General features: G+C 32.6%; 23 protein-coding genes. 4 read left to right on the top strand and 19 right to left on the bottom strand.

The window, feature by feature from the left end; translation table 11 throughout:
* From porW to HM987_RS18600, 6 genes are all read right to left on the bottom strand, one after another.
* On the bottom strand, positions 1-2637 hold the full coding sequence (porW, locus tag HM987_RS18625) for a type IX secretion system periplasmic lipoprotein PorW/SprE (RefSeq protein WP_306293671.1): 2637 nt from the start codon (positions 2635-2637) through the stop codon (positions 1-3).
* A gap of 423 nt (positions 2638-3060) precedes the next feature.
* Positions 3061-3783 (bottom strand): ABC transporter ATP-binding protein, encoded by a 723-nt coding sequence (locus tag HM987_RS18620; RefSeq protein ID WP_179009500.1) that lies wholly within the window; start codon positions 3781-3783, stop codon positions 3061-3063.
* A 13-nt stretch (positions 3784-3796) separates the two neighbouring features.
* Positions 3797-5275, bottom strand: a complete 1479-nt coding sequence (locus tag HM987_RS18615; protein WP_179009499.1) for a DUF5687 family protein — start codon at positions 5273-5275, stop codon at positions 3797-3799.
* 52 nt (positions 5276-5327) lie between these two features.
* A complete protein-coding gene (locus HM987_RS18610; RefSeq protein WP_179009498.1) occupies positions 5328-6017 on the bottom strand; it encodes a hypothetical protein in 690 nt (229 codons plus the stop codon).
* Positions 6014-6736, bottom strand: coding sequence for a hypothetical protein (locus HM987_RS18605; protein WP_179009497.1), 723 nt, complete (start codon positions 6734-6736; stop codon positions 6014-6016). Before HM987_RS18605 ends, HM987_RS18610 begins: the two co-directional genes overlap by 4 nt.
* 71 nt (positions 6737-6807) lie before the next feature.
* A complete protein-coding gene (locus HM987_RS18600; protein ID WP_179009496.1) occupies positions 6808-7140 on the bottom strand; it encodes a PadR family transcriptional regulator in 333 nt (110 codons plus the stop codon).
* Positions 7141-7303: 163 nt separating this feature from the next.
* Here HM987_RS18600 and HM987_RS18595 point away from each other — a divergent pair, with 163 nt between their 5' ends.
* Positions 7304-8362 (top strand): ferredoxin--NADP reductase, encoded by a 1059-nt coding sequence (locus HM987_RS18595; RefSeq protein WP_179009495.1) that lies wholly within the window; start codon positions 7304-7306, stop codon positions 8360-8362.
* 99 nt (positions 8363-8461) lie between these two features.
* Here the strand turns inward: HM987_RS18595 and HM987_RS18590 are convergent, their stop codons facing one another.
* Together HM987_RS18590 and HM987_RS18585 are read right to left on the bottom strand one after the other, a co-directional pair.
* The gene (locus HM987_RS18590) at positions 8462-9499 is read right to left on the bottom strand and encodes a glycosyltransferase family 9 protein (protein WP_229724521.1); all 1038 of its coding nucleotides are present in this window, start codon (positions 9497-9499) and stop codon (positions 8462-8464) included.
* Between the two features lie 165 nt (positions 9500-9664).
* On the bottom strand, positions 9665-10273 hold the full coding sequence (locus HM987_RS18585) for a DUF4254 domain-containing protein (protein WP_179009494.1): 609 nt from the start codon (positions 10271-10273) through the stop codon (positions 9665-9667).
* Between the two features lie 173 nt (positions 10274-10446).
* Between HM987_RS18585 and upp the strand changes: the two genes are divergently transcribed.
* Positions 10447-11106 (top strand): uracil phosphoribosyltransferase, encoded by a 660-nt coding sequence (gene upp / locus HM987_RS18580; protein WP_179009493.1) that lies wholly within the window; start codon positions 10447-10449, stop codon positions 11104-11106.
* On the opposite strand, the gene HM987_RS18575 is transcribed toward upp, so the two are convergent.
* A complete protein-coding gene (locus tag HM987_RS18575; protein WP_179009492.1) occupies positions 11095-12012 on the bottom strand; it encodes a DUF6427 family protein in 918 nt (305 codons plus the stop codon). The genes upp and HM987_RS18575 overlap by 12 nt on opposite strands.
* A 230-nt stretch (positions 12013-12242) precedes the next feature.
* Between HM987_RS18575 and HM987_RS18570 the strand changes: the two genes are divergently transcribed.
* Complete coding sequence (locus HM987_RS18570; protein WP_179009491.1) at positions 12243-12470, top strand: DUF6341 family protein; 228 nt, start codon at positions 12243-12245, stop codon at positions 12468-12470.
* A gap of 16 nt (positions 12471-12486) precedes the next feature.
* On the opposite strand, the gene purD is transcribed toward HM987_RS18570, so the two are convergent.
* The 10 genes from purD to HM987_RS18520 all read right to left on the bottom strand — a co-directional run bounded on the left by purD (position 12487) and on the right by HM987_RS18520 (position 23145).
* Positions 12487-13758 (bottom strand): phosphoribosylamine--glycine ligase, encoded by a 1272-nt coding sequence (purD, locus tag HM987_RS18565; RefSeq protein ID WP_179009490.1) that lies wholly within the window; start codon positions 13756-13758, stop codon positions 12487-12489.
* Positions 13759-14055: 297 nt separating this feature from the next.
* Positions 14056-14808 carry a glycosyltransferase family 2 protein gene (locus tag HM987_RS18560; RefSeq protein ID WP_179009489.1) on the bottom strand — a complete coding sequence of 251 codons (753 nt, stop codon included), beginning with the start codon at positions 14806-14808 and terminating at the stop codon, positions 14056-14058.
* The gene (locus tag HM987_RS18555) at positions 14795-15973 is read right to left on the bottom strand and encodes a phenylacetate--CoA ligase family protein (RefSeq protein ID WP_229724519.1); all 1179 of its coding nucleotides are present in this window, start codon (positions 15971-15973) and stop codon (positions 14795-14797) included. Before HM987_RS18555 ends, HM987_RS18560 begins: the two co-directional genes overlap by 14 nt.
* A gap of 116 nt (positions 15974-16089) precedes the next feature.
* Positions 16090-17109 carry a glycosyltransferase family 4 protein gene (locus HM987_RS18550; protein WP_179009487.1) on the bottom strand — a complete coding sequence of 340 codons (1020 nt, stop codon included), beginning with the start codon at positions 17107-17109 and terminating at the stop codon, positions 16090-16092.
* Positions 17110-17117: 8 nt separating this feature from the next.
* A complete protein-coding gene (locus HM987_RS18545; RefSeq protein WP_179009486.1) occupies positions 17118-18473 on the bottom strand; it encodes an exopolysaccharide biosynthesis polyprenyl glycosylphosphotransferase in 1356 nt (451 codons plus the stop codon).
* A gap of 152 nt (positions 18474-18625) precedes the next feature.
* Positions 18626-19378 carry a WecB/TagA/CpsF family glycosyltransferase gene (locus HM987_RS18540; protein WP_179009485.1) on the bottom strand — a complete coding sequence of 251 codons (753 nt, stop codon included), beginning with the start codon at positions 19376-19378 and terminating at the stop codon, positions 18626-18628.
* Positions 19375-20358 carry a polysaccharide deacetylase family protein gene (locus HM987_RS18535; protein ID WP_179009484.1) on the bottom strand — a complete coding sequence of 328 codons (984 nt, stop codon included), beginning with the start codon at positions 20356-20358 and terminating at the stop codon, positions 19375-19377. The genes HM987_RS18540 and HM987_RS18535 overlap by 4 nt, the downstream gene beginning before the upstream one ends.
* A complete protein-coding gene (locus tag HM987_RS18530; protein WP_179009483.1) occupies positions 20336-21064 on the bottom strand; it encodes a formyltransferase family protein in 729 nt (242 codons plus the stop codon). Before HM987_RS18530 ends, HM987_RS18535 begins: the two co-directional genes overlap by 23 nt.
* Complete coding sequence (locus HM987_RS18525; protein WP_179009482.1) at positions 21036-22025, bottom strand: hypothetical protein; 990 nt, start codon at positions 22023-22025, stop codon at positions 21036-21038. Before HM987_RS18525 ends, HM987_RS18530 begins: the two co-directional genes overlap by 29 nt.
* Positions 22015-23145, bottom strand: a complete 1131-nt coding sequence (locus HM987_RS18520; RefSeq protein WP_179009481.1) for a prenyltransferase/squalene oxidase repeat-containing protein — start codon at positions 23143-23145, stop codon at positions 22015-22017. Before HM987_RS18520 ends, HM987_RS18525 begins: the two co-directional genes overlap by 11 nt.
* A 206-nt stretch (positions 23146-23351) precedes the next feature.
* Here HM987_RS18520 and HM987_RS18515 point away from each other — a divergent pair, with 206 nt between their 5' ends.
* Positions 23352-24299, top strand: a complete 948-nt coding sequence (locus HM987_RS18515; RefSeq protein ID WP_179009480.1) for a T9SS type A sorting domain-containing protein — start codon at positions 23352-23354, stop codon at positions 24297-24299.
* The last annotated feature ends 47 nt before the right edge of the window (positions 24300-24346 follow it).

Below are 24346 nucleotides of genomic sequence, written 5' to 3'. Positions count from 1 at the left end.
TTACTGTAACTCTAAATACGCATTTAAATTTTTATGCCTTTGGATTATAGCATAGTTTGCCGATGAAATTGCAAAATAAGGTCGTGTAATTTTCGGTTTTACAACACGTCCTCTTTTGTCCTTTTCTTCCGATTTAAGTAATTCTGCAAATCCTTTTGCACCACCTATACTTTTTAATCCATGCACTACCACGAAAGTAGTGTTTTCGTCGTAAATATCTTTTGATGTACTAAGGTCAAAGTATTCTACCTTAGCAACTTCCTCGTCTAAAGTTTTTATAAAAGCTTCAATATCTTCTCCCGAATTATTGTCAAATTGAAAAATGACATTAAAATTCTCGGCATCATCATCGGCTACAAATTCCTTTTTCGCCAGCACAGGAAAGGCATTCGTTATAATATCTTGTGCCTTTTTTCCTTCTTCTGTATTCACATAAGTTAAGGCAATATAGTTAATTCCTTCCTTATAAGCTTCAAAACCGTAAAGTCTTCCTTTTGCCGAGGCTTTTAGAATTTCGAATTTTGGCACAAAATCATCCCCTTCCAATCGTTTTATCTGAGCTTCTGCTTCTTTAATCACAGCAGCATACTCTTCATTTTCAAATTGTTTGTAAAGTTTGGTGTAAATGGCCTCTGGACTGTTTTCGTCCTTAGATAGTTCTGATTGTGGGTTTAATAGAATTTCGGCATAACGAGAATCTGGATAGTCATTGATAATCGCCGTTTTCATGGCTTCCGCTCTTCGGTTTAGGCCCAATTCGACATAAAGACGGTATAAATTATATTTTGAAGGTAAAATCAATCGGTCTTCAGGATTGTTTTCCAATAAATCCTCGAACCTAGTTTTTGACAATTCAAGTTCTTTAAATTTTTCCTTGTAAATAATCCCCAATTGATAATAAGCGAAGTTTCGCTCTTTGGCGATGCTATCTATTTCTTTTTGCTCCGTTGGTAAAGACGCCATATAGGTTTCTGGATTAAAACGTGTGTCTTCAACAGCTGTGTCCATTAAGCTATCATTTTTAACAGAATTTACAATACCTCCACGCTCACTAGAAAGTCTCCAATTATCTTGAAGTTTACGATTTCCCCAAAGTTTCAGAAACTCATTTTTACCATAAGCTACAGTGGTTTGGTTATAAAAATAAAAACTGCTTTTGCTATTATTGTTTCTTACCATTTGTGTGCCATTAGGTTTTATATCCCTAGACAGACTTGGCGGACCACCAACACTTCGCAGGTTTTGTGATTTTCTTTGGTCTAACTTATTAGCTGCTATTGGCTGGTTTTTTTGTTGCTCTAAGGCTGCTTCTTGTTCTTTTTTCGCTTCTAACGCTTTTAATTTTTGGTCTTCAGCAAATTGCGTGTAAATAGCCAGTTGCTCAGCTTTTGGAAGACCCACCATTCTGAGGATACTATCATTGGTTTGCGCTATACCTTCATAATATATAACATCATCAAGGTTTTCCCGTTTCTTCTTTATAATGCGGTAGGGCTTGGTGTTTTCAACCATGGCAGTCATCGTTGAATCGTAATAGGCACCTGCAGTTTTATATATATTCTTGTCAAAATACATATTCCCTAAGGTTTCGTAATTGAGCGATCTTAGGTATTTGTCCGAGCTTGTTTTTCTAAGGGATTTATTATAATAGACTTCCGCAAGACTGTCTGACATCTTATGGCGATGGTATTCGGCAATGCGGTAATAGATCTTATCTAAAAATGGTCTGTTCTCCCTGTTTTCTTCGAGTTCAGCTAAGTAGTCTTCAAACTCTATTTCATTTCCATCTGAAGCCTCAAAATTATTTGATTTTTCAATATGTGCATTGATATAAAATGACCTTGGGATTTGGCGATGCATATCTATAATGGCGTCGAACTCCATATTAGCACTGTCTTTTTTCCCTAGTTCATTATAAAGTTGCCCTTTAATAAAGTGGTAACGCGCTTTTTCTCTTTTAACCTCTGTGTTTTCTGCTGCAATTGTCAGTTGGGCAAGTGCACTATCGTTAGATTTTGTGTTGAGATAAGCTTGCGCCAAAGCTGCTGAGGCATCCGCTAAATCTTGACCTTCTATTTCCTCTTCTTCGAGCAGTCGTGTCAGTTTCTCAATGGCACCTACATTATTATCTAAACGCATACTTGTTTTTTCGCGCCAAATTTTAACCTGATTGATTTTATCGCTCGTTGGATATTTATTTAGAATATTGTTGAAAGCTGCCATCGCTGGCACAAAACGCTGATCGAAATAGCGTGCTTGCCCTAAAAGCAAATAGGCTTCGTCAATCTGAGGATTTTTTTCCTTGCCGCCTATGTTCATCCCGTGAGTCTGGATCGCCTTAATGGCTTTTTCTTCGGCACGTTCAAAATCGGCATTTTTGGTTTGTCCTGGTAGAAAAATATCTTCGGATACATTCATGCGTTCCACAGGTAAGAGCTCCCAGAAATTTTCTGTAAATTCATTGTTTACACCATCAATGCCACGCTGAAGCGCAATATTGCCATTGTAAAGCACATTGTATTTAGTGCCTAAAGCATGAAATTGCCGGTTTATGAATTTATCTTTTTTGCGCGAACAACTTTGGGTAAGCATTGTGGCACATAAAAGTAATAATATGATTTTGTAATAGGTTTTCAAACGTCGGTTATATTTAAATTGATACCAATTTAGAATTATAATATCGCATATAATTTGGTTCTTTTTCGCCCAAATTTCAATAGAAAATAAATCCGTAGCTAAGGCTATGCCTGGATTTTATATTTCACTTGAACAAAAATAATTCAAATTAGCAATACAACATTTCAATACTAAATGGGTATTATAGATAACTGAAAAACACCCTGTTTAGTGTGTTGGGAGGTAAAAATACATATCTTTTTGAATTATTGGCTTTATTGTGACCTGAAAAATATTCTCTCGCAAAGGCGCAGAGGCGCAAAGGCTTACTCTTGCGGCAATTCTTTTTTCTATGAAATATGGATAATATGCGCGTTAAGGACAAGTCGCTACTTGTCCCTACATGCGAAATAGTTTTCCCCTTTGGGGAATTAAAGGGGCTTTTTATTCTTCTTCTTGCGATGCCATGGCGCTGCTTCCAAAATGGGCTTCCAATTCTTTTAACGTAGCTGGATTGGTTTCTAAATCTTTAATCACATTGCCTTTTTCTAACACTACGATTCTTTCACATACATCGGTAACGTGCATTAAATCGTGACTAGATACCAAAACGGTAACCCCTTGTTTTTCGGCTAGGTCTTTAATGATTTGTTTTAGTCTTATTTGGGTTGTTGGGTCTAAGTTCGCAAAGGGTTCGTCTAAGATAATGACTTCAGGATTACCGATTAATGCCGCTACAATACCGGCTTTCTTTTGGTTTCCTTTACTTAAATCCCTGAGGTATTTTTTCTTTCCTATAATTTCTCCGTTAAAGAAATCTTCAAACTTTGATGTTAAATTATCAACGTCTGCTTTGTTCTGACCACGTAACTCACCGATAAAGTAGAAATATTCTTCTGGCGTCAGATAACCGATCAAGAAACTTTCGTCTATAAAAGATGATGTAAAAGGTTTCCAATCTTCACTTTCGTCAACCACCACGCCATTGCTTGTAATATTTCCTGTGGTGGGTTTGATTAAATCGAGTAACAAACTAAAATAGGTGGTTTTTCCAGCGCCATTATTACCTACCAAACCAAAACTTTGGCCTTTAGGGATAGTTAATTCTTCAATATTCAGAACCGTTGTTCCTTTGTATGCTTTTGAAAGATCTTTTGTATATATCATGGTGGTTTTTGTATTAGTTATCTTGACTAAAAGCGTCAATCATTTTATATTTTGAATCGAGATATTTTTGAGTAATGCCTTTCATTAACATTTTATGAAAAACAATACCTATTATGCCGAGAACGATTAATAAGGCGATTGCAGCTCCAAAGCCAGCGAGCCAATTTACAAGCCAAAATAATCCCATTGGCACCAGCATAAGCGGAATACCAATTAGCCATTGTACGGCTCCTGTCCCTTGGTAGTTAAACGCTGCTTTTTTATCTAATTCTATTTTTTTTCGGTTGAAAGACCCTCCCCAAAGTATCACATGGGTATTCACGCCAATATTATATATCGCTGCTGCAAAGTGTGCAATCAATATTTTATAACCGAAATACACATACGGAATTCCCAAAACAAAAAGCAGAACCACGCTTATGACCATAAGTATAAATTTTGAACGTAAATATTGTTCATATTTAATGTTTTGGCTCATTAATAGTTTGTAGTAAGCGCTATCCCAAGCTGGAATGAACTGCCCGAAATTGATAAGAAAAAATCCTGTTGAAAATATCCCAATAAAAGCAGACATAAAAGTCATTTCCCTGTACATTGGCTGTGGATAAAAGAATAGACCGTAAAGCAAACCAATCAATAATAAAAATGTCATAGATTTTGTGCGTTTGTTTCTCCAAATCAGTTTTAAATCCAACTGCATAAATGGTGCAATATCTCCAAAACGTTTGGTCCAAGATAAATCTGCCGCATTGACTTCTATAACTTTAGATTTCAGTGAGCTATCTAAAAATAGTTTACTTCTTAAAATTTTAAAGTTGAAAGCATAACATAGTATCAGAATTGCGATTGGAACAAGTATGAAAATTGGGTTGTTTGCTATTCCAATAGTAGCCTCGCCAATTAATGTGGTCATTGGAAGGACACCAAAATAATTTAAACCAAATAAAATCCCGACTACCGCAATAATAGGTAGAAATGACAGTTCTTTCTCGGAAGAAAAGGCCTCAATAATAAAATTCAGGAAATTGATGATGAGTACAAAAATTATCATGGTAAACATCCACGTTAAAACCATGGCAGATGCATAACCATCTCTTATGAGCATAACGCTAAATGGAATGATAGCAAATAAGGGTAAAAAATTGAAAAATGAAACCGCCGATTTTCCTAAAACATAGTTGACTACGGTAGATCGCTTTATGGGCAGAATAAGTAAGGGCTTTACACTCATAACGGGTAGTTTCTGTAAAAAGAAGCGCATCATTAGGTCGCCGATAATCCAGAAAAATAAAAATCCATTTACAACTACGAATGGATCTTGATCAGGATACATTTTTTTCATAACAAAAAGAAGCCCGAAGCCTAAACTTAAAAACATGGCCACAAAATAAAGCGCAAAAAATACCATTAAGATATTGATAGCTATATTTTTTTGCCAATAGGACGAACGAAAATATTGTTTCCATTCGAGATTGAGAAAATGTTTTATCATAGTGTCTTGGTTGGGTTGATTTCAGTAATAAGTATAGAAAAGTTGAATTTTGTTACAAACTAAATTCTGGATAAGTTTCGTTAAGTAGTTTTTCGGCTTTGTTTGGTAATAGTTCGAAACTAATGTAATAGATCAAAACAAGTGCTGTAAAAGCTATTGACAAACCAACAATAGCGTAGGTGTTAGTTAAAAATTCATCCGTAATAATGAAGATATTATAAATCTGAGACAATATGACAATTGAAGTACCACCTGCTTGTTTAAAAATTAGTTCTTCAAGCACCCATTTTTTATTGGAAACCTCTTTTCGTCGTCTAAATTGTCTATTAAGTTGAACACTTTTGTAAATAGACCAGACAGCCACTAAAACAAAATAAATCACAGCTAAAGCAATAGCAAAACTTGAAGAAAACGATAGATAGAACATCAAAAACAAACTTAGAGTCGCTGTTATCTGCGGAATCGTAAACCATATTTTAAGTTCATTCCATAAATACTTCATGTAACGTTTATTCATCGCTTTTGCTTTTTGTTCAATAGCATCCATAAAACCGAAAATGCCGAATTTCTTGAAAGCTTTGTTTTTGGCGTTTTCGAAACTAAGCTCGGGCTGTGTTTCCCACATCGCTTCAATGTCGTTGGCTAAATGATCTACGAGTTCAGTTTGTAAATCGTAATGTTCTACAAAATGTTGTCTTGTAAAAGCGTAAAGGTCTTGTATTTGGGATTTTGTTAGTTTCATGACATTAACAGCGTAAAGCGTGTTTTATATGTTTTGTAAATACTGAGGTAATGATTTAGACCATGTCTGCTAAATACAAATAACATAAAAAAAATAATGAATAGAATATAATATGGCTTAGTCTCCGCACCTTCGTATTGAGAATTGAAAAGCATCATTATCCAAAAAGGGATCTGTGTTATTAATAATGAGGATGCCACCGCTAATTGCATGTTTAATGATTTTTTCTTGAATTTTTCAAACCCTCCATAAATTAACTTTATAAATTCAGAAATTATGACTCCCATAACTAAAGTTAAAAGCCCAGATTTAACACTAAATTGATAACTTAAAAAAGTAAAAACACCTAAAACCAAAATCTCAACTAAAAACCGAAATGAAAAAACAAAAGGTAGAAATGTTCTCCAATATGCTTTCCAATGCTTTCTTCTAATTTCTTTCTGCTTTTTTCTTGTGAATTTCTTAAATCCAATATTGCTTTGGTATAGTCCGTTCTCAAATATTTTACCTTTTGGAATACTAAATTCTATAAATTGATTTCCAAAACCTTGATGAACTTCAAGCAACGCTTCATTGAAAGAAATACCATCTTCGGTCATTTTATCTTCAACCGCAGAAACGATGTGGTCCAATAATTCTAAACGCACATCCCAATGTTTTACTTCATTTTTAATGAGGTAATTGTCAATGAATTTTATTTCTTCTTTTGTGATATTCATTTTTTTAATTTAAGAACTGTCCAGTTTTGGCTTAGACTGCACTCGGTCATCAAAAGCCTTGCAGAATATATCTATGCTAATTTAGGATTTACCAAAGCCTGCATCGTTTTTATATAGTCGGCTAATTCTTCAAGCTTATTAACGGTTTCTTTGGTTCCGGTTTCGGTTAATTTATAATATTTACGCAGTCGGTTATCTACTTTTGTAACTTCCACATCCAACAACCCTTCGGCTTCCAACTTATGCAAAGCCGGATATAATGCGCCTTCTGTAATTTTAAGTTCGCCCTTGGTCAATGCCTTTACCTTTTGGGTTATTTCGTAACCATACATTTTATCATGCTCATTTAATAACTTTAAAATGATGGTGTTTAAACTTCCTTTGTATAATTTTGAATTGCTCATCGTAACACAAATATATACATAATTTTCTTATGTATAAGAAACTTAGGTATGAATTTAATCGAAATTCATACCTACAAGGTTTTTATATACCAAATCAAGTTTGATACAAAGCCTTGCAGGTCTGGGAATAGATTGTTTATCTTTGCAAAAAAAATATTTTTTAATGTCGCAATTTCATTCACTCACTATAAAATCAGTTGATAAAGTAACAGACAATTCGGTTGCCGTTACCTTTGATATTCCTGAAAATCTTAAGGAAAAATTTAGCTTTAAAGCCGGACAATACATTACTCTAAAGACGACGATTAATAACGAAGACATCCGACGGGATTATTCAATTTGTGCTTCAAAAAATAGCGGCAATGTTACTGTTGCCGTAAAAGCGGTTGAAGATGGTACATTTTCCATTTATGCTAACCAACAATTAAAAGCTGGTGATGTACTTGAAGTTGCACAACCCAATGGTCGTTTTACTTTTGAAGCCAATAATGCTAAGACCAGAACTATTGCAGCTTTTGCTGCGGGAAGCGGAATTACACCAGTTCTTAGCATTGCAAAAACACTTTTGGAAGACGAACCATTTAGCAATTTTATTTTGGTTTATGGCAATAAATCTTCTGAAGACGCTATGTTTTTTAAAGACCTTGTGGAACTACAAGCGTTTTATGGCAATCGTCTTCACGTTCATTTTATATACAGCCAAGTAAAAGAGGAAAATGCGCTTTTTGGTCGTATTGAAAAAAGTACGGTCAACCTCATCGTAAAGAATAAATATAAGGACGTTACTATTGAGCAATTTTTTCTTTGTGGCCCAGAACAAATGATCCATACCGTAAAAGATGTATTAATCGAGAATGGTGTAAAGAAAAACGCTATTAAGTTCGAATTGTTTACAGCTCCTGTTGAAACTGATACCGAAAATACGACTGATTTACCTACCGGACACACTAAAATCAAGGTTGTGGTTGATGATGAAGAATTTGAATTCAAAATGTCTCAAAAACAAACTATTCTTGAAGCGGCTCTAAACCAAGATATTGATGCGCCTTACTCTTGTCAAGGTGGTATTTGTAGTAGTTGTATTGCCAGACTTACTGAAGGCGAAGCCAAAATGAGGCAAAATAATATCTTAACGGATGGCGAAGTTGCGGAAGGTTTGATATTGACTTGCCAAGCACATCCTACGTCTACAAATGTTGCGGTGGATTATGATGATGTGTAAAAAAGAATCAAGAGCCTAGACCACTTCACTGTTAGAAAATAGACACGGAGTTTGCAATTTTGAAAACCTAGCAGGTCTTTATCGTGATAGTTTATTTTTTTAGAGATGCTTCGCTTCGCTCTGAATGACAGATAGCACTTTAGTGATTATTTCTTCAGAAGGAATACTGCCTGCTGCATTTTTATAATCTTCAGGGTATTTGTTGCCGTAAATTGAAGTCGGAATTAATGGGAATTTATTTCTGTCTGCTGTCAATGCATAATCTTTAGGTTGGTTGAATGGCGCAAAACCAGCAAAAGGATGCGTTACGCCCCAAATAGTAATTACTTTTTTACCTAACATGGCTGCCATATGTGCGTTCCCAGAATCCATAGATAACATAAGGTCTAGGTTTGAAATGAGCACTAACTCTTCTTCTATATTTAAGTTTCCTGCGACAGATGTTACGTTTTTATATTTGGTTTCAAGTTGATTTAAAATCTCTATTTCCTTATTTCCGCCTCCAAATAAAATGATATTACAATGTTCAGAAAGTTCTTGAATCACATTTTCCATTTGCTCTAAAGGATACATTTTGCTTTGGTGCGCTGCAAAAGGTGCAATTCCGATAGTTTTGAGGTTTTTTTGGGAAATGAAAGTGTTCAGTTTTTCAGATAATGGTTTTGGTTTTGGAAATATGGGTTCTGATAAGTCTATCGCATAGCCTAATATTTCAAAAACGTCCGCATAACGTTGGTGTGTGGTTTTTAATTGCTGAAACGATTGACCTGATGTGAGGGCTTTTTTTTCGGCTCTTCCCTTATCTAATTGCACTACGTTCTTTCCAAAGAAAAATAACTTTAAAATGTTACTACGAAGCACATTGTGTAAATCTGCGACCGCATCAAAACCTAGGACCTTGAGTTCTTTAGATAATTTATAAAGTCCTAAAACACCTTTGTGCTTGCCTGTTAAATCAGCTTCATAAACACTCACGTTGTCCAAACCTTGAAAGAATGGTTTAAAGAATGCTCTAGTAACTACTGTGATTTTAACTTCTGGATATTGCGCCGTAAGTGCTCGCAAAACAGGAACTGTCATTGCCACGTCTCCCATTGCAGAGAATCTGAGGACTAGTATGTGGTTTGGTTTTGGCATTTGAACCTGCTAAGTCTTTCTTATTTTGTCATTTTGAGCAAAGTCGAAATATATTAAAATGAGATTCTTCAGCTGCGCTCAGAATGACAGACATGTTTTTTAGCCATTCTTTATATTCAAAATCCGTAATAAAAAAAATGAGATTTCTTCGTTCGCAGGAAAGTGTTATTTCTGGCCTCTCAAAACAGGATTCAGTTCGTCATCATTGTACATTTTCATCTGCTTGTAAACCTTCATGTACTTGTCTCCATTGGCGATATCATTGAGTAAATCATCAATAGCAGTACTTAAATCGACACGTTGTTCCAAAAGTACCTCCAATTTCTTCTTACAAGCGGCTTTATGTGCATCACTAGCATCTTCTCTGACAGTTTCGAGATGCATGTGGTAAATTTTAAGCGCCAAAATAGAAAGTCTGTCTATGGCCCAAGCCGGACTTTCAGAATTGATTTTAGCTCCAGCTTTTACCGATACATCTTTGTATTTATCTAAAAAATAGCTATCAATATATTCAACCGTATCCGTTCTGTCTTGGTTAGAAGCATCAATCATTCTTTTCAACTTTAAAGCTGCAACAGGATCAATATTTGGATCTCTAATAATATCTTCATAAGCCCACTGAACCGTATCTATCCAAGATTTTCTGTATAATAAATGCGCGATGAGGTCGTCGGTTTTATCGTACTTATTTGTAAAGGGTTGATCTACTGAATTTAAAACTTTATAGGTTTTGATAACCTCTTGAAATATGGCGTTTGCTTTTTCTGAAAACATAGTGAAATTGATTTAATGTTTACAAAAGTACATGAAATTATTAAGTTGAAGATTAACAAAGAGGTTCGTTTTAGAATTTTCGATTTTTCAACCTTTAATTCTTAAAAAATTTATCTTGCCACAGATATATAGTAGGAATTATTAACTTTAACGACCGAAACAATTTTCATACTATGCAAATTCACAACCTTTCTGAAACACCTTCAATTTTAAATACGTTTATGTCTGAATTACGCGATAAAACCGTACAAAAAGACAGTATGCGTTTTAGAAGAAACATTGAGCGTATTGGTGAAATCATAGGTTACGAACTCAGCAAATCCCTTGATTTTAAAAAGCACACTATTGAAACACCTTTAGGCACTTCGGAAACCGTTTTACACAAAAATGATATTGTTTTATGTTCCATTTTAAGGGCTGGTGTTCCACTTCATAATGGTTTATTGAATTATTTTGATGCTGCTGAGAATGCTTTTATTTCGGCATACAGGCAACACAAGCACAATCCTGAAAGTTTTGATATCGTGGTTGAGTATTTAGCTTGTCCAAGTTTGGACGGTAAAACCTTGATATTGGCAGATCCAATGCTCGCAACAGGACAATCGATGGTGGCTACTTTTGAAGCTCTAAAACCTTTTGGCACTCCCAAAGCGATACATTTAGTGAGTGTCATTGGTGCGCAACCTGGTATTGACTATATCACAAAGGCATTTGATGCAGATGTGCAACTTTGGATTGCTGCGGTTGACGACCACCTAAATGATAAAGGTTATATTATTCCTGGGCTGGGTGATGCTGGTGATTTGGCATTTGGCAATAAATTACAGCAATAGACCTATGATTGGTGTAATAAGCAAAAGGGCGATAAAAACTTGTTTGAACCAACGCTCTGAAATTGTTTCAATATAATTCGCCATTATTATAGAAAACGGAACAAACAGAAATAAAAATTCACTTCCATTTTTTATCGGTGCAATAATTGCTACTAAAATGGCTATTATCGAAGCCCAAGCCATAATAAAATAAGATGGTTTTAACTTTTTGTTCTTGTCTTGGATAATTCTAAAATAATAGATTATCGTCCATACAAATGACGTAAACAAAACTGTAAGCTTGAGAATGTTTTCTTTACTATTATAGGCTGTAAAGTCTAAACTCGCATAGCGCTTAAAATTTGAAGGTCTTAAGTACACATCGTGCAGAAGAATGTTATAGGTTAAGAGTAGAATTATAACTGTTATGACACCAGCAAAAGGTACAATGACATTTTTAAAATCATTTTGGGAATGATAAATCAAAGCCACGATGACCAAGGCAAAAAAGAGTATCGCCCAAAAATAAAATAGGGTTGCCAATGCGATCCAAAAAGCAGCATCAAACAGCTTCTTTTTAATATTTAATTTGGAATGTAAACTAATCAATCGTCTTAATGCGAATATCACAAACAGATTAGCCAGCAATAAATCTAAATGTGACATCGCCTCTGGAAACATGCCAAAAAGTAAACCAAGTGTCAATATAGCATAGCTGTTACTTTGGGTCAGGTTGTTTTTCGCTACAATGAAGTCCAACAGAAAAACCAAGAATAACGTGATTCCCCATTTAAAAATCGTTGCCAAGGCCGTATTTAGATCCGAAAAAAGCATGGCATAATTAGTAACAACAAAAAGTATCGACACATAAACTGCAACGATTATGAAGTTTATGGGCTTAGATTTACTAAAAATGCTTGTGATCATATAGAGACTGATAAAAAAATGCCACTTAATTTTATATGCCTCTTTTTGGACATAATTTCACTAAAATTTTGAACCATAGCTATGCTGTGCTTAAAAATTGGTTCTCATTCTGTAACAAAAATAGACTTTAAAAATTCTAACTGCACTATTATAACAGTATCAATCAGATTTTGTACTTTTGTCGCTTGGATCCCAATTCAAAATTAGAATTGGTGTAAATTTATAAAGTTATGAAAGATTTCTTTTACGGAATACGAGATTTATTTGTAGATGTATTATTTGCTCCATTTGATGCCCTTAGAGCTTTAGAATTAGAAAGCTGGTTTTCTGCCAATATTTTCTCATGGCTATTTATGCTTATTGGCTTTGTGGCATTTGTGTATTGGATGCTACAGCTTAAAAAATACAATGATAATGGTGAAGAAGACAAGAGCATTTCTTCTCATTCCTTTCTATAACTTTATAGGTTTTGATTTATAAATCAAAACCAATATCCTTACGATAATTCATCTTATCAAAATGTAGATTGTCTATACTTTGATAAGATTTTTTTATGGCTTCATGGTACGTATTTCCGTAAGATGTTATTGCCATAACGCGACCTCCTGAAGTAATTACTTTACCATTTTGAGATTCTGCACCAGCATGAAACACAACAGAATCCGTAATTTTTTCTATTCCGGTAATTTCTTTTCCTTTTTCGTAAGCTTCAGGATAACCACCTGACACTAGCATTACGGTTGTTGCCGCACGCTCATCAATTTCTATATTGACGTCAGATAAAGTTTGATTGGCCATCGCTTCAAAAATGTCAACCAAATCTGTTTTTAATCTCGGTAAAACGACTTCGGTTTCAGGATCTCCCATTCTCACGTTGTACTCAATCACTTTTGGGTCGTCCCCAACTTTTATCAAGCCAATAAAAATAAAACCAACGTAAGGTAAATTATCTTTCTTTAGACCTTCAACCGTAGGTTTAACCACTTGGCTTTCAATTTTATCTAAAAATTCTTTTGTTGCAAATGGCACTGGTGAAACTGCGCCCATGCCTCCTGTATTTAAACCTGTATCGCCTTCTCCAATGCGTTTGTAATCTTTTGCGGTGGGTAGGATTTTATAATCTTTTCCATCTGTTAATACAAAACAGCTGAGTTCTATACCATCTAAAAATTCTTCAATAACAACTTTGGTACTTGCTTCGCCAAATTTTGCATCAACGAGCATACTTTTTAGTTCGTCTTTCGCTTCTTGTAAATCATTAAGAATTAAAACGCCTTTTCCTGCAGCTAGTCCATCAGCTTTTAAAACGTAAGGTGGTTTTAAGGTTTCTAAAAATTGGTAACCGTTTTCAACATTATCCTTTGTGAAGCTCTCATAAGCCGCTGTTGGAATGTTATGACGCATCATAAATTCTTTAGCAAACTCCTTGCTACCTTCTAATTCCGCAGCCGCTTTTTGTGGCCCAATAACTGAAACATCTTTCAGGGTTTCATCTTGTAAAAAGAAATCGTGAATACCCTGTACCAATGGATCTTCTGGACCGACCACTACCAAATCTATATCATGTTCTAAAACTGCCAGCTTAATGGCTTCAAAATCAGTAACACCAATGTTTAAGTTGGTGGCAATGGCTTCCGTTCCTGAGTTTCCTGGAGCAACAAAAAGTGACTTACAACGGTCGCTTTGCGCCAATTTCCATGCAAATGTGTGTTCTCTTCCGCCAGAGCCAAGTACTAAAATATTCATGTTTAAGTAGTTTGTTGCAAAAATAGTGGCTTTTATTTTAAGCTACTAATAGCAAATAAAGTTTTTATATAGCTAAAGCGAATCCTTTAAATTTTTATATTTATTTTCATTAGAGCAGTTTTTCTAAAATAACCTTACCCAAAATAATATAAGTCTGTTTAAGGTATTTACATTATAACTTTAAAGCATATACTATATAATTCCTCCACCCATAAAGCAAGTCACTATTTTTTGTTCATTATTAATCTCAAAAAAACTATTGGAAGACAAATTACTGACCACATAAATATTGATTTTTTAGCTTTTAAGTTTTAAAACGATATTACAAGTCAAATAATATGCAGATTTTATAAAAGACATATTTTCCACCTCTCGTAATAATTTCCAGTTCCATCTAATTAAATTTATTTTATTGCTAGATAAAGAGCTTTCTGTTTTTCTATATTGAGACAAAATCTCTGATAAACCATATGCTTTTTCTCCAGTTTTCAAAATTTTTAACCAAAGGGCATAATCCTGTCTCTTAAGCAACAATGGCATATAGATTTTACCCAATTGCTTTTGGTCATAAACTGCTGTTAAACAACCTATTTTATTAGAATACAGCATATCATTATAACTTAAAACAGTGGTTGGTCTTATTATTTTATTCAATGTTTTTCCAGATTCATCAATGAGTTCATATCCTGTGTGGGTAAGACTATATCCTTTGGCGAGCATAAATGCAATTTGCTTTTCCAATTTATCAGGAAGCCATCGGTCATCGCTATCTAAAAATGCGATAAAACGACCCTTTGCCTCTTTAATAGCTTTGTTTCTAGTTACTGCAGGTCCAGAGTTTTCGGTAAGCTTATATACCTTAATTCGTTTGTCTGCTTTCTCGAAACTGCGAATAATACTAATGGAGGCATCTGTTGAACAATCATCGACTAACAATAACTCCCAATTTTGGTAGGTTTGATTGAGCACACTATTTATAGTATCTGAAATGTATTTTTCCGAATTGTAACAGGCCGTAACAATGGAGACAAGAGGTTTATTTAAGCTCATTATTTACAGTAGATATAAAACTTTTCTTTTTACCTTTTGTTGCATTGAACTTGGCTCTGCCATTGATTTTATATTTAATGTCACCCTTAAAATATTTTTCAATTTCTTTTATTAGTACTTTCTCTTCAAGATCTGATAAATCGGAAGAAATGTTGAAAATTAAAGATCCTTTATTATGCTGGACTACTTGATACTCTAGATGAAGTTGATGGGTTTGAGATAAATTTTTAAAAATATAATAAAAATACAAACTGGGATAAATATTTTTAATGCCATATACTTTTTCTCCTATTCGTCCTAAAACACTTTCTAAAACAAGATGTTTTTTTCCACATAAACATAACGTATTTCTTGGAGCCAGCTTTATATAATCTCCCAATTTATAGCGTATTATTGGAAAGGATAACATATTTAAATTGGTAACTAATATTTCATTGTTTAGTTCTTCGACAATAACACCTTCCATATTGATATGCATCTTGCCAGCAGGACATTCAAAAGCAATAATTCCAGTTTCGGCAGCTCCGTATTCACTTATCATTTTTGTGCCAAAAGCTAGTTTAATTTCAGACTGGTAATAATCGAAAATATTTTCTGATGTCCCTTTAACCATTATTATTTTTTTAGGTTTTTCAATATTCCCTCCATTTATAGCTTTAGCTGTCTCATAAATACTGGATGAATAACCGTGGATATACTTTGCCTTATCTAACTTTTTAATAAATTTTTGCAACTCTTCTTTTGAATACGAAAATACCCTGAACCTATTTTGCAGTACATCAAAAAACTGAGTTTTTAATCGGTATAAAAATGATTTATTGAAGCCCCAAAAATAACCATTCCTATACCAAGGTTTTACGCCAAAGATATTGTAATTGTGACTAATTACAGCTCTATTAAATGAATCAGAATACTCATTTCTTTTAAAAACCAAAGACTCTCCTGAAGTTCCCGAGGTTTTCGCATCAAAAGTTATTTTAAATTTAAAATTACTATCTATTTCTTTTTTGTTCTGTAAAAGTATCTGCTTGGTAATTATGGGTAGATGCTGTAAATCAGATAAATTATTGATTTCAAAAGGGTTTATTTCCTTTTCATCAAACGTTTTTCGATAGAATTCTGAATGCTCATAAGCAAACTCAACGAGTTCTTTCAGTTTTTTCAATTGAAAAGATTCCAGCTGGTCTAATGTATAATGTTGAGAATCTTCTAAAAACTGATGAATTTCGTTAGAAGATGGATTTCTTAAGTTTCTTCCTAAAATATAAATCCATTTAAATATCATATGCCATTTAAAAGTTCGTTCCACTTATGCTTGATAATATCCCACTTAAAACCCTCTACGGTTGCTCTGGCAGTAAGTGTCACGTTTTCTGAGCCATTTTCAATCAATTCTTTAATGGCATTTACCATAGCGATTTCATCATCTGGATTCACTAAAAAACCACTGATCTTATCATTGACTAAATGCTTAATTCCACCTACATTCGTGCTTACAACTGGCAATCCAAGAGCCATGGCTTCAATAATACTTACAGGCATATTATCTACATTGCTGGTGTTTATAAATACATCATATTCTTCAGATTTTTTGTGCCAGACGTCCTTGGCTAAAACACCTGTAAACTCAATATTTTTTTCTAAGTTCAATACTTTCACAAGTTCTTTTACACTTTTTAAAGACCCGTCTCTATCTGGACCAACCATGCATAGTATGGCATCTGGATAATTTCTCTTTAACTCAAATAGCACCTTAACAGCCATCTTAGGGTTATATATTTCAGCAAAAGATCTAACATACAATAGCTTAGGCTGAATTTTTTTTCTATTTTTAAACTTATAACTCTCTATCTCTAAAGTATTCGATATGCAAATGGTATTAAAACCTGAATTTTTAAAAATTTCTGTCAAATATTGGGAAGGCGCAACATTGATATAAGCATTTTTAAAGATACTTCTAGATAATTTGGGAGACTTCTTCAGTCTTTCTGGAAGACTACCTCCGTGCAGTATAGGAATATAAGGCTTATTAAAAAACCTTAAGGATTTTGAGCATAAATAAGCATAATAAAAATTTAGAGTACTATATGTATCTATTAAAACAACATCTGTCGTTTTTTGATGTTTTAAAATAACATAGATCATATGAAGCATTCTGATAATTAAATTTAATTTATTTGATGCTTTTACTACTGTAAACCCTTCTTTTCGAAGAAGCTCACTTAAAGTTTGTAATGTCGTAGGATAACCTGTTTTGTTAAACAAGTTATTACCAATGTATAAAACTTTTTTTGATTTCATTATGCTTATTAATAAGCTTTATCATCGCCTTTAACCGCGTTAACAAAGGTTTGAATAATAATCTTTATGTCTAAAAGTAGCGACCAGTTTTCTATATAAAAAATATCGTATTTTACTCGACCTATAATATCCTTATCTGTTTCAACTTCACCTCTGAATCCACTAGTTTGTGCCAAGCCTGTAATACCTGGCTTCACAAAATGCCTCACCATGAACTTATCGATTTTTTTAGCGTACATTGTGGTATGACTTACCATGTGTGGTCTTGGGCCAACAACAGACATATCTCCAAAAAGCACATTAAAAAATTGAGGCAATTCATCAATACTTGTTTTTCTGATAAATTTTCCCACTTTAGTAACACGTTGATCTCCTCTTGTGGCTTGGTATAAATGTGCATCTTTATTGGGCATCATAGACCTGAACTTATAGCAATCGAACTCTTTGTAATTAAATCCGTTTCTAGATTGTTTAAAAAACACGGTACCTCTAGATTCCAGCTTAATTAAAATAGCAATAATTGGCGTTAACCAAGATAAAACAAAAACGATTACAATACTCGAAAACAAAATATCAAAACCACGTTTAATGAAGGTGTTTACATTATCTTCTAAAGGAATATTTCTTAAGGTAAGTACTGGAATATAGTCGTAATACTCGTAACGTAATTTTTTAGAATAAATCTCCTTACTGTCTGGAATAAACTTTAGAATCTTAAGATTGTTATCAGCAAAATCTACTATGTCTGCAATTTGATTATTCGTCAGTTCAGAAATTGAACAATACATCTCGTCTATACCTTCGTCCATTACATATTGAAAACACTCCTCTAAAGAATCTTCTTTGTTCTTGAAGTTAAAGGTTTTTTTATGAGAATAACCATACTCTGGGTTCCGGTTAAAAAAGTTGTCTAAAGCAGCGGTTTTTTTATTTAAACCCAATATAACGGTGGTTCTGTAGTTTCCACCAAGTGAGGTTCTATATTTCTGCAATAAATAATAAATAGCAAACTTAAAAATCGTTATTAATAGAAAACACAAAATTGTGTATTTAACAATGGGTCTTGGGTATATATTAAGTTCGTGATATAAACCTGAAAAGGCGAAAGTTAACAATAGAAATAAAATAAACTGTTTAACTATCAGGGACAAAATGTTAATTGGCCTTGTGTATCTATAGACCTCATAAAACTGTGAATAAACTGATAACAAAATCCAACACACAGAAATAATAGCCAAAAAAACGAGTGGGTCTTTTCCTTTAAGAAGATATAATACCGCAACCCCATTAATGATTGTTAAATCAATAATGTAAGAGATAGGTCGTAAATATCCCGAATATCTGCCGTGTTTAAATAAACTCAAATCGTGTAAAAATAGTTTACAAAAGTAGTTTTTTTCCTGAGTTTATTGGTGTTAGATTAATGAATTTAATTATCTTAAAATTAAGATAAAAACCCAATATATGCAAGTTATATATAGAAGTCTAGAAGAAATGTGAAATTATTTCTATATCGTTAAAACAGAAAGGTTTTAAATAGTTTTTCTTTTGCCACTAAAATTATGAATTTTGAATTACCAAACAAATAACGCTTCCACATGCGTTTAGGCTCTTGGGCAAACCTATAGAACCATTCTAAACCATATTTTTGCATCCATAGCGGAGCTCTGTTAACTTTACCAGCGACGACATCAAAGCTTCCGCCAACACCCATTATAAAGTTCACATTTTTAAGGTGTTTTTTGTTATCGTATAAAAAGTTTTCTTTTGTAGGAGATGAAATTGCTACAAATAAAATGTGTGCCCCACTTTCTGAAATTTGTTGAGCAATATTAGTTTCTTCATGTTTATTAAAATAGCCGTTTCTGTATCCTGCAATTATATCATTAGAATATTGTTTTGAATATTTTTCTATTACAGATTTAACTATGGGTTCTTTTGCCCCTAAAAAGAATATTTTATAATTATTCTTGTGTGCTAAAGCAACCACTTTTTCCATTAGGTCAATTCCGGCAACCCGCTCCTTTAATGGTTTGTTTAATATTTTTGAAGCCCAAACAACAGCCTGACCATCTGCATTAATTAGATCACTCTCATTAACACTTTGGCGTAATTGCAAATCTGTTTGCATTGCCACTATTTTCCCTGCATTGACGACTACATGATGGATTTGCTTTTTTGAAACTATTGTAGAGTCAATAATCTCAAGCGTTTCGAACATACTTAGGTTGTTTATATAAGTATTAAGGATTTTTATTTGATTACTCATAAATCGCTAAATGTTTTTATCTCAATTTGTTCTTTTTGCTTAATTAAAAATTCATCTAATTTTTTTAGCGAAAATTTCGAAAATGCTTTAGGGTGACCTATAATAACAAAATTACCAGATTTATATTTTTTCTTTTGCCTTAAAAAAGCTTTTTGTACCAAGCTAGCTTTATATCCATCAACTGAAACCACAGTATAACTCCTTGTTAATAAAAGTCTTAATTTTTGCCATAAACCATTGCTTATTGCATATCCATCTCCAATTTGATGGTGTTTTTGTCCACCAAATTTTTTATAATAAATAAGTTTCCAAAAAAACAAGGGAGAAACTTTGAAACTAGCTATTGGAAATTCTGTAAATGAACCTTGGTCATCTATAACACAAGGATCGTCAGAAAAATTCCATTTTGTGGCCTCTGGGATTTCGTTAAAATCATAATAATGAGCTCCATGAATATTTCTACCACCTTTAAAAACCGTACTATCAAATTTAATACCAGCTTCTAAAAATGCGGTTTTTAATTTATCAAATGGTTGCAGGCACCAGCCTCCAGCTCTAAATCCATTAACTTGTTTGCCACAAATTGCTTCAAGGTAATTTTTATACTTTTTTACAATTTTTATGCACTCTTCCTCAGAATAACTATGAAGGCGGTAATGTGTCATCGGAAAAACCCATTGTCCATTGGTAAATTGTGCATCTTCCCAGTGTGAATGAATATGTAATTGTATATCATGTCCTTCGGCAACCAGTTCTTTAATTTGTTTAATTACCTTTTTTGAACTATCTTTTAATTCAGGATACTTAGACTCTAATTCTTCAGATTTTATTAAATAACCTACATCTACAAAAAAAACAGCTTTAGCATTGTGCTTATCTAAAATTTTTACTAATTTTTGAGTAGGCTCAATAATGGTTTTTTCTACAGTTCCAGATTTTCCAAAAAACAATTCATAATCAAGTGTTATAAAGACTTTCATTTCTCTTTTCAATAATTTCAACAAGGTCTTGATGCATAAAAGTATATAAATCACCTTGGTCATTTGCAAAAGTATTTAAACTTTCATTCTTTTCAATCTTAATTAAAAAATTATTAATAATATTTGGTATATGTTTTTGAACCTCTCCTCTCAGTTTTGAAAATGAGATAGGCATGGCAACTGTTATTTCTTTTCTATCAATTATAACACCTGTATCGATTCCAGCATCTATGTAGTGTAAAGTTATTTCGCATTTATTATAGCAAAAATATGTCCATTCTAACGCGCTTGTTCCTTTTATTTCCGGTAACATTCCATAATGCACATTAACTATTTTAGTATTCACCTTAGTTATGAAATTTTTTGAAAGAATTTGATCTAAGGCAGTAATTATAATATCATAATTACCCTCTTGAATTCTTGAAATAGCCTTTTCTGAATTTAAATTTTTGAAACTGTTTACATTATGACCGTTTTTCTTAAAATACAATTTGTTCTTTATAGAATTACCTTGTATTCTTTTAGCAACACTATTAGAATATTTTCGTTTTTTCAAATAGCTGAACAGCAGAGACTTTATGTCCTTTTTCCCATAATAAACATCAATATCAAACCCGTTGGTTTTGCAGTTTAAAACAAAATCTCTTTTCCACCGAACATTGTCCACAAGTGGATAATTAGTTAGTAACGCTAATCTCAAACTCATGTAACGCTTGTTTTTTTAAAATTAATAGTTCTAAAAAATAATTAAGAGTCCACGATGGAAACTTCATTTTAGAATTGCCTCTATATATTGGAAATGTATTTTGAATCAGTCCACTATTTCTCAATTGAAGTTGTTTTATAAAATCAATCAGAAATAATGATGCATTGGTGAATCTAAAATCTTTTTCGATAATAGAATACCTTAAAAAGGCTTTACCTATTAGAATTACGCCAGACACATTAATACATTTTCTATTTTTTCCAACAACATCATGGTAAAACATTTTTTTTCTAACGAAAACAGTGTGTAGTTTCTCAAAATATCCTTTTAATTTTTCTTTAAATTCAGTGTTTTGAGAAATTTCATAAAAATCGATAAGATAATTCAGCCAATACCCAAATTCATGCGAAGAACCCTTAGGTTGATTATCTTCAAAAGAATTTTGAACAATAAAGTCTTCAATCCCTAATTTAAATTGGTTAAAAACAAAGTCGATAACCTGATCTTCAGTAATTATATTTAACTCTAATTTTGTAATTAAAGTAATCAATTCTTTGTGTGCACTCATTTTTTTACTTTCAGGTAAAAATTTAAAGGCACTATTAAAATCAATTGATGGGTGGTTAGAATTATTTAGCGAACGTAAAAATACAGTTGAATTAAAATAATCGTTTATAGACTTTGTTTGGTATAATTTTATATTGTTCAAAGCACCCTGGAATTCACAATCAAAAGGGTAATTAACAGCATTAGAAAAATAATAACCTGTTGACTTTAAATATACTTTATTTGATTTAAAACCAAAAGCATCAATTTCCTTGATTATGCCATCTGACCTTAAATACTTCTTCAAGGCAGCAATCGTTAATTTCTCATGTTCTTCATCTGATTCACCCCTAAATTTAATATAATCTATGTATGAGAGGGTAAGCTCATCTAAAAAAAAACTCTTAATCTTCATCGATAGAAACATTTTTGTACGAACTTAATGCTAAATACATCCAGCTTTGGTTCCATCGGTGATACAAATTTCTATTGGTGTAATATTTATTTTTTTCAAAATAAAAGGAATGATTTTTAGTATTATATAGATAATTGAAAGACCAATCTATAATTTCCTTAGCTTCATTTAATTTCTTATGCTTAGACAGATAAATAATTCTGCTAGCAATTGAATGAACATTTATCGGATATTTTTTTTTAGGATAGTAATTGCACACCTTATCAAAATAAAATTCTTTTAAATAATAATCTTGAGCGCTAGAAAGTAATTTAGTAAGATCCATTTCTTCTATAAAAGCATTGTCTAAACATTCAAAAAATTCAAGAAGATATTCCGTATGAAATGAATCTACCCATCTTTGATTGACGGCATTTCCATAATACCAACTTCCATCATCGTTTTGAACGTTTTTTAAATAATTAGTGCTTTTTATTATTATTGCTCTATCATTAGTCGTAAAAATCTTGTCCAAGCGATATAAGTATCTTGATATTAATGCAGACGCATTGTATATTTCTTTATTATCTACTGAAGAATAGCTAAAGCAAATACCACCTAGACGTTCCGTCTGATTAATGTCTTCTAAGAAATAGTCTCTTATGGATAGTAAATTAACTTTTAACTCTTCTGAAGGATACTTTTTATAATAATCTATTAATGCGTCTCCAATAAAATAGGTTACAATAGCATTTGGAAATCCCTTAGGAAAAGTACCTCCTCGTAGCGTATAATAATCCCAATTATAGCCCCAACTTAAGTTTTTAAATTCTTTGTTCTTTTGCGATAGAATTAGTTGATATAGTGAAATTACTTCAGCTTCAGTTTTAGAAAATTTCAATTTAGCTTTAAGTATTAATCCCAACGCTTTTGGGTTTATTGATTTTTTAACTCCAAAAAGCCCCCTTATATTAAATGGAATACGCTTAAAAGCCTGAGTGATAATGACATTAATTAATTTAATCTCTAATTTACCTATTTGTTTTAAAAAAGTAGAATTAAAAGCGTCATAAACAGAATAACCTTCTAAGCTTTTTTTATCGAAGTCGATTAAGAATTTATCAATTTTAGTCTCTGACATAGTGAACAAAACCCAATTTTTTGTAATCTACAATAATGTTATTAAATATTTTGAATTTTAGATGGTCGGAAATATATAAATTTTAAGTTTATGGCTATTTTCTTTCATAAAATCAGCAAACCTATTACATTGCATTTATTAAGCCAAGGAATAGCAGTGATTTTACTGAATTTTTTATTTATAAAATAGTAAAGCTAGATAAATCTATGAAACAATTCACTTTATATCTTATTCTATTATCCGCACTTTCAATGATAAATGCACAAACTACCTTTGTCCCTGATGATAATTTTGAACAAGCACTAATTGATTTAGGGTATGACGATATTTTAGATGACGAAGTTCTCACTCAGAATATTGTTGGCATTACCCAATTAAGTATTCAGAATAAATCGATAACTGATCTTACAGGCCTAGAAGACTTTGCTAGCTTAACAAACTTATTGTGTGACGGAAATGGGTTCTCGAGTATTACTTTTCACCCTAATGTTAATCTTACATCCTTTATTTGCCAATATAACCAATTAACAGAAATAGATTTGGGTCAACATACTAATCTCATTTCCTTTGCTTGTACTTCTAACAATCTTACATCGTTGGATGTTAGTGCAAACCAAAATTTAATTTTTCTAGTTGCTGGAGGAAATCAATTTACAGAATTAGACTTGTCTAATAACCCAAACATAGATGAATTCGGTTTAACAGAAACAAATCCATTCATAGAATCACTAGACATAAGAAGTGGTAATAATACAAATATAGATTTCTTTGATATTTTTAACAGTCCAAACTTAGAATTTATTTTAGTTGATGACTGCGCATATAGTACCCAAAATTGGACGAATATTGATTCAGCCTCAACTTTCATAGAAATTGAAGGTCAAACTGAATGCTCATCACTTTCCGTTAATGAGGTTAATATTAGGTCTAACTTTTCCATTTATCCAAACCCTGTAAAAGACTTTTTAACCATTGAAAACATCAATAATGTTGATCTGAAAAAAATTGAGATATTTTCAGTTCTAGGGAAAAAAATTAAAACGATTACAAATCAATTTAAAAAAATCGATTTTCAATTATTCTCACCAGGTTTGTATTTTATAAATATCTATAGCGAAGACATTAAGTTCAATCTACAAGTTATTAAGAAATAGCTAAATTAGAATTCTGAAAGCACTATTAAAACTAGTTCTTTTTTCAT

The organism is Winogradskyella forsetii, from assembly GCF_013394595.1.
In the GTDB taxonomy this organism is placed as follows: Bacteria; Bacteroidota; Bacteroidia; order Flavobacteriales; family Flavobacteriaceae; genus Winogradskyella; species Winogradskyella forsetii.
Note: the sequence above shows the minus strand (reverse complement) of the source record. Positions and strands in the feature narration are given on the sequence as shown.

Bases quoted from the DNA above. Each gene is read 5' to 3' on its own strand.
- HM987_RS18570 (WP_179009491.1), top strand. From the start codon at position 12,243: ATGAAAGATTTCTTTTACGGAATACGAGATTTATTTGTAGATGTATTA.
- HM987_RS18615 (WP_179009499.1), bottom strand. From the start codon at position 5,275: ATGATAAAACATTTTCTCAATCTCGAATGGAAACAATATTTTCGTTCG.
- HM987_RS18525 (WP_179009482.1), bottom strand. From the start codon at position 22,025: ATGAAGATTAAGAGTTTTTTTTTAGATGAGCTTACCCTCTCATACATA.
- HM987_RS18595 (WP_179009495.1), top strand. From the start codon at position 7,304: ATGTCGCAATTTCATTCACTCACTATAAAATCAGTTGATAAAGTAACA.
- HM987_RS18610 (WP_179009498.1), bottom strand. From the start codon at position 6,017: ATGAAACTAACAAAATCCCAAATACAAGACCTTTACGCTTTTACAAGA.
- HM987_RS18540 (WP_179009485.1), bottom strand. From the start codon at position 19,378: ATGAGTAATCAAATAAAAATCCTTAATACTTATATAAACAACCTAAGT.
- HM987_RS18585 (WP_179009494.1), bottom strand. From the start codon at position 10,273: ATGTTTTCAGAAAAAGCAAACGCCATATTTCAAGAGGTTATCAAAACC.
- HM987_RS18620 (WP_179009500.1), bottom strand. From the start codon at position 3,783: ATGATATATACAAAAGATCTTTCAAAAGCATACAAAGGAACAACGGTT.
- HM987_RS18560 (WP_179009489.1), bottom strand. From the start codon at position 14,808: ATGAGCTTAAATAAACCTCTTGTCTCCATTGTTACGGCCTGTTACAAT.
- upp (WP_179009493.1), top strand. From the start codon at position 10,447: ATGCAAATTCACAACCTTTCTGAAACACCTTCAATTTTAAATACGTTT.
- HM987_RS18600 (WP_179009496.1), bottom strand. From the start codon at position 7,140: ATGAGCAATTCAAAATTATACAAAGGAAGTTTAAACACCATCATTTTA.
- HM987_RS18550 (WP_179009487.1), bottom strand. From the start codon at position 17,109: ATGAAATCAAAAAAAGTTTTATACATTGGTAATAACTTGTTTAACAAA.
- HM987_RS18535 (WP_179009484.1), bottom strand. From the start codon at position 20,358: ATGAAAGTCTTTATAACACTTGATTATGAATTGTTTTTTGGAAAATCT.
- HM987_RS18590 (WP_229724521.1), bottom strand. From the start codon at position 9,499: ATGCCAAAACCAAACCACATACTAGTCCTCAGATTCTCTGCAATGGGA.
- HM987_RS18520 (WP_179009481.1), bottom strand. From the start codon at position 23,145: ATGTCAGAGACTAAAATTGATAAATTCTTAATCGACTTCGATAAAAAA.
- purD (WP_179009490.1), bottom strand. From the start codon at position 13,758: ATGAATATTTTAGTACTTGGCTCTGGCGGAAGAGAACACACATTTGCA.
- HM987_RS18515 (WP_179009480.1), top strand. From the start codon at position 23,352: ATGAAACAATTCACTTTATATCTTATTCTATTATCCGCACTTTCAATG.
- HM987_RS18530 (WP_179009483.1), bottom strand. From the start codon at position 21,064: ATGAGTTTGAGATTAGCGTTACTAACTAATTATCCACTTGTGGACAAT.
- HM987_RS18605 (WP_179009497.1), bottom strand. From the start codon at position 6,736: ATGAATATCACAAAAGAAGAAATAAAATTCATTGACAATTACCTCATT.
- HM987_RS18575 (WP_179009492.1), bottom strand. From the start codon at position 12,012: ATGATCACAAGCATTTTTAGTAAATCTAAGCCCATAAACTTCATAATC.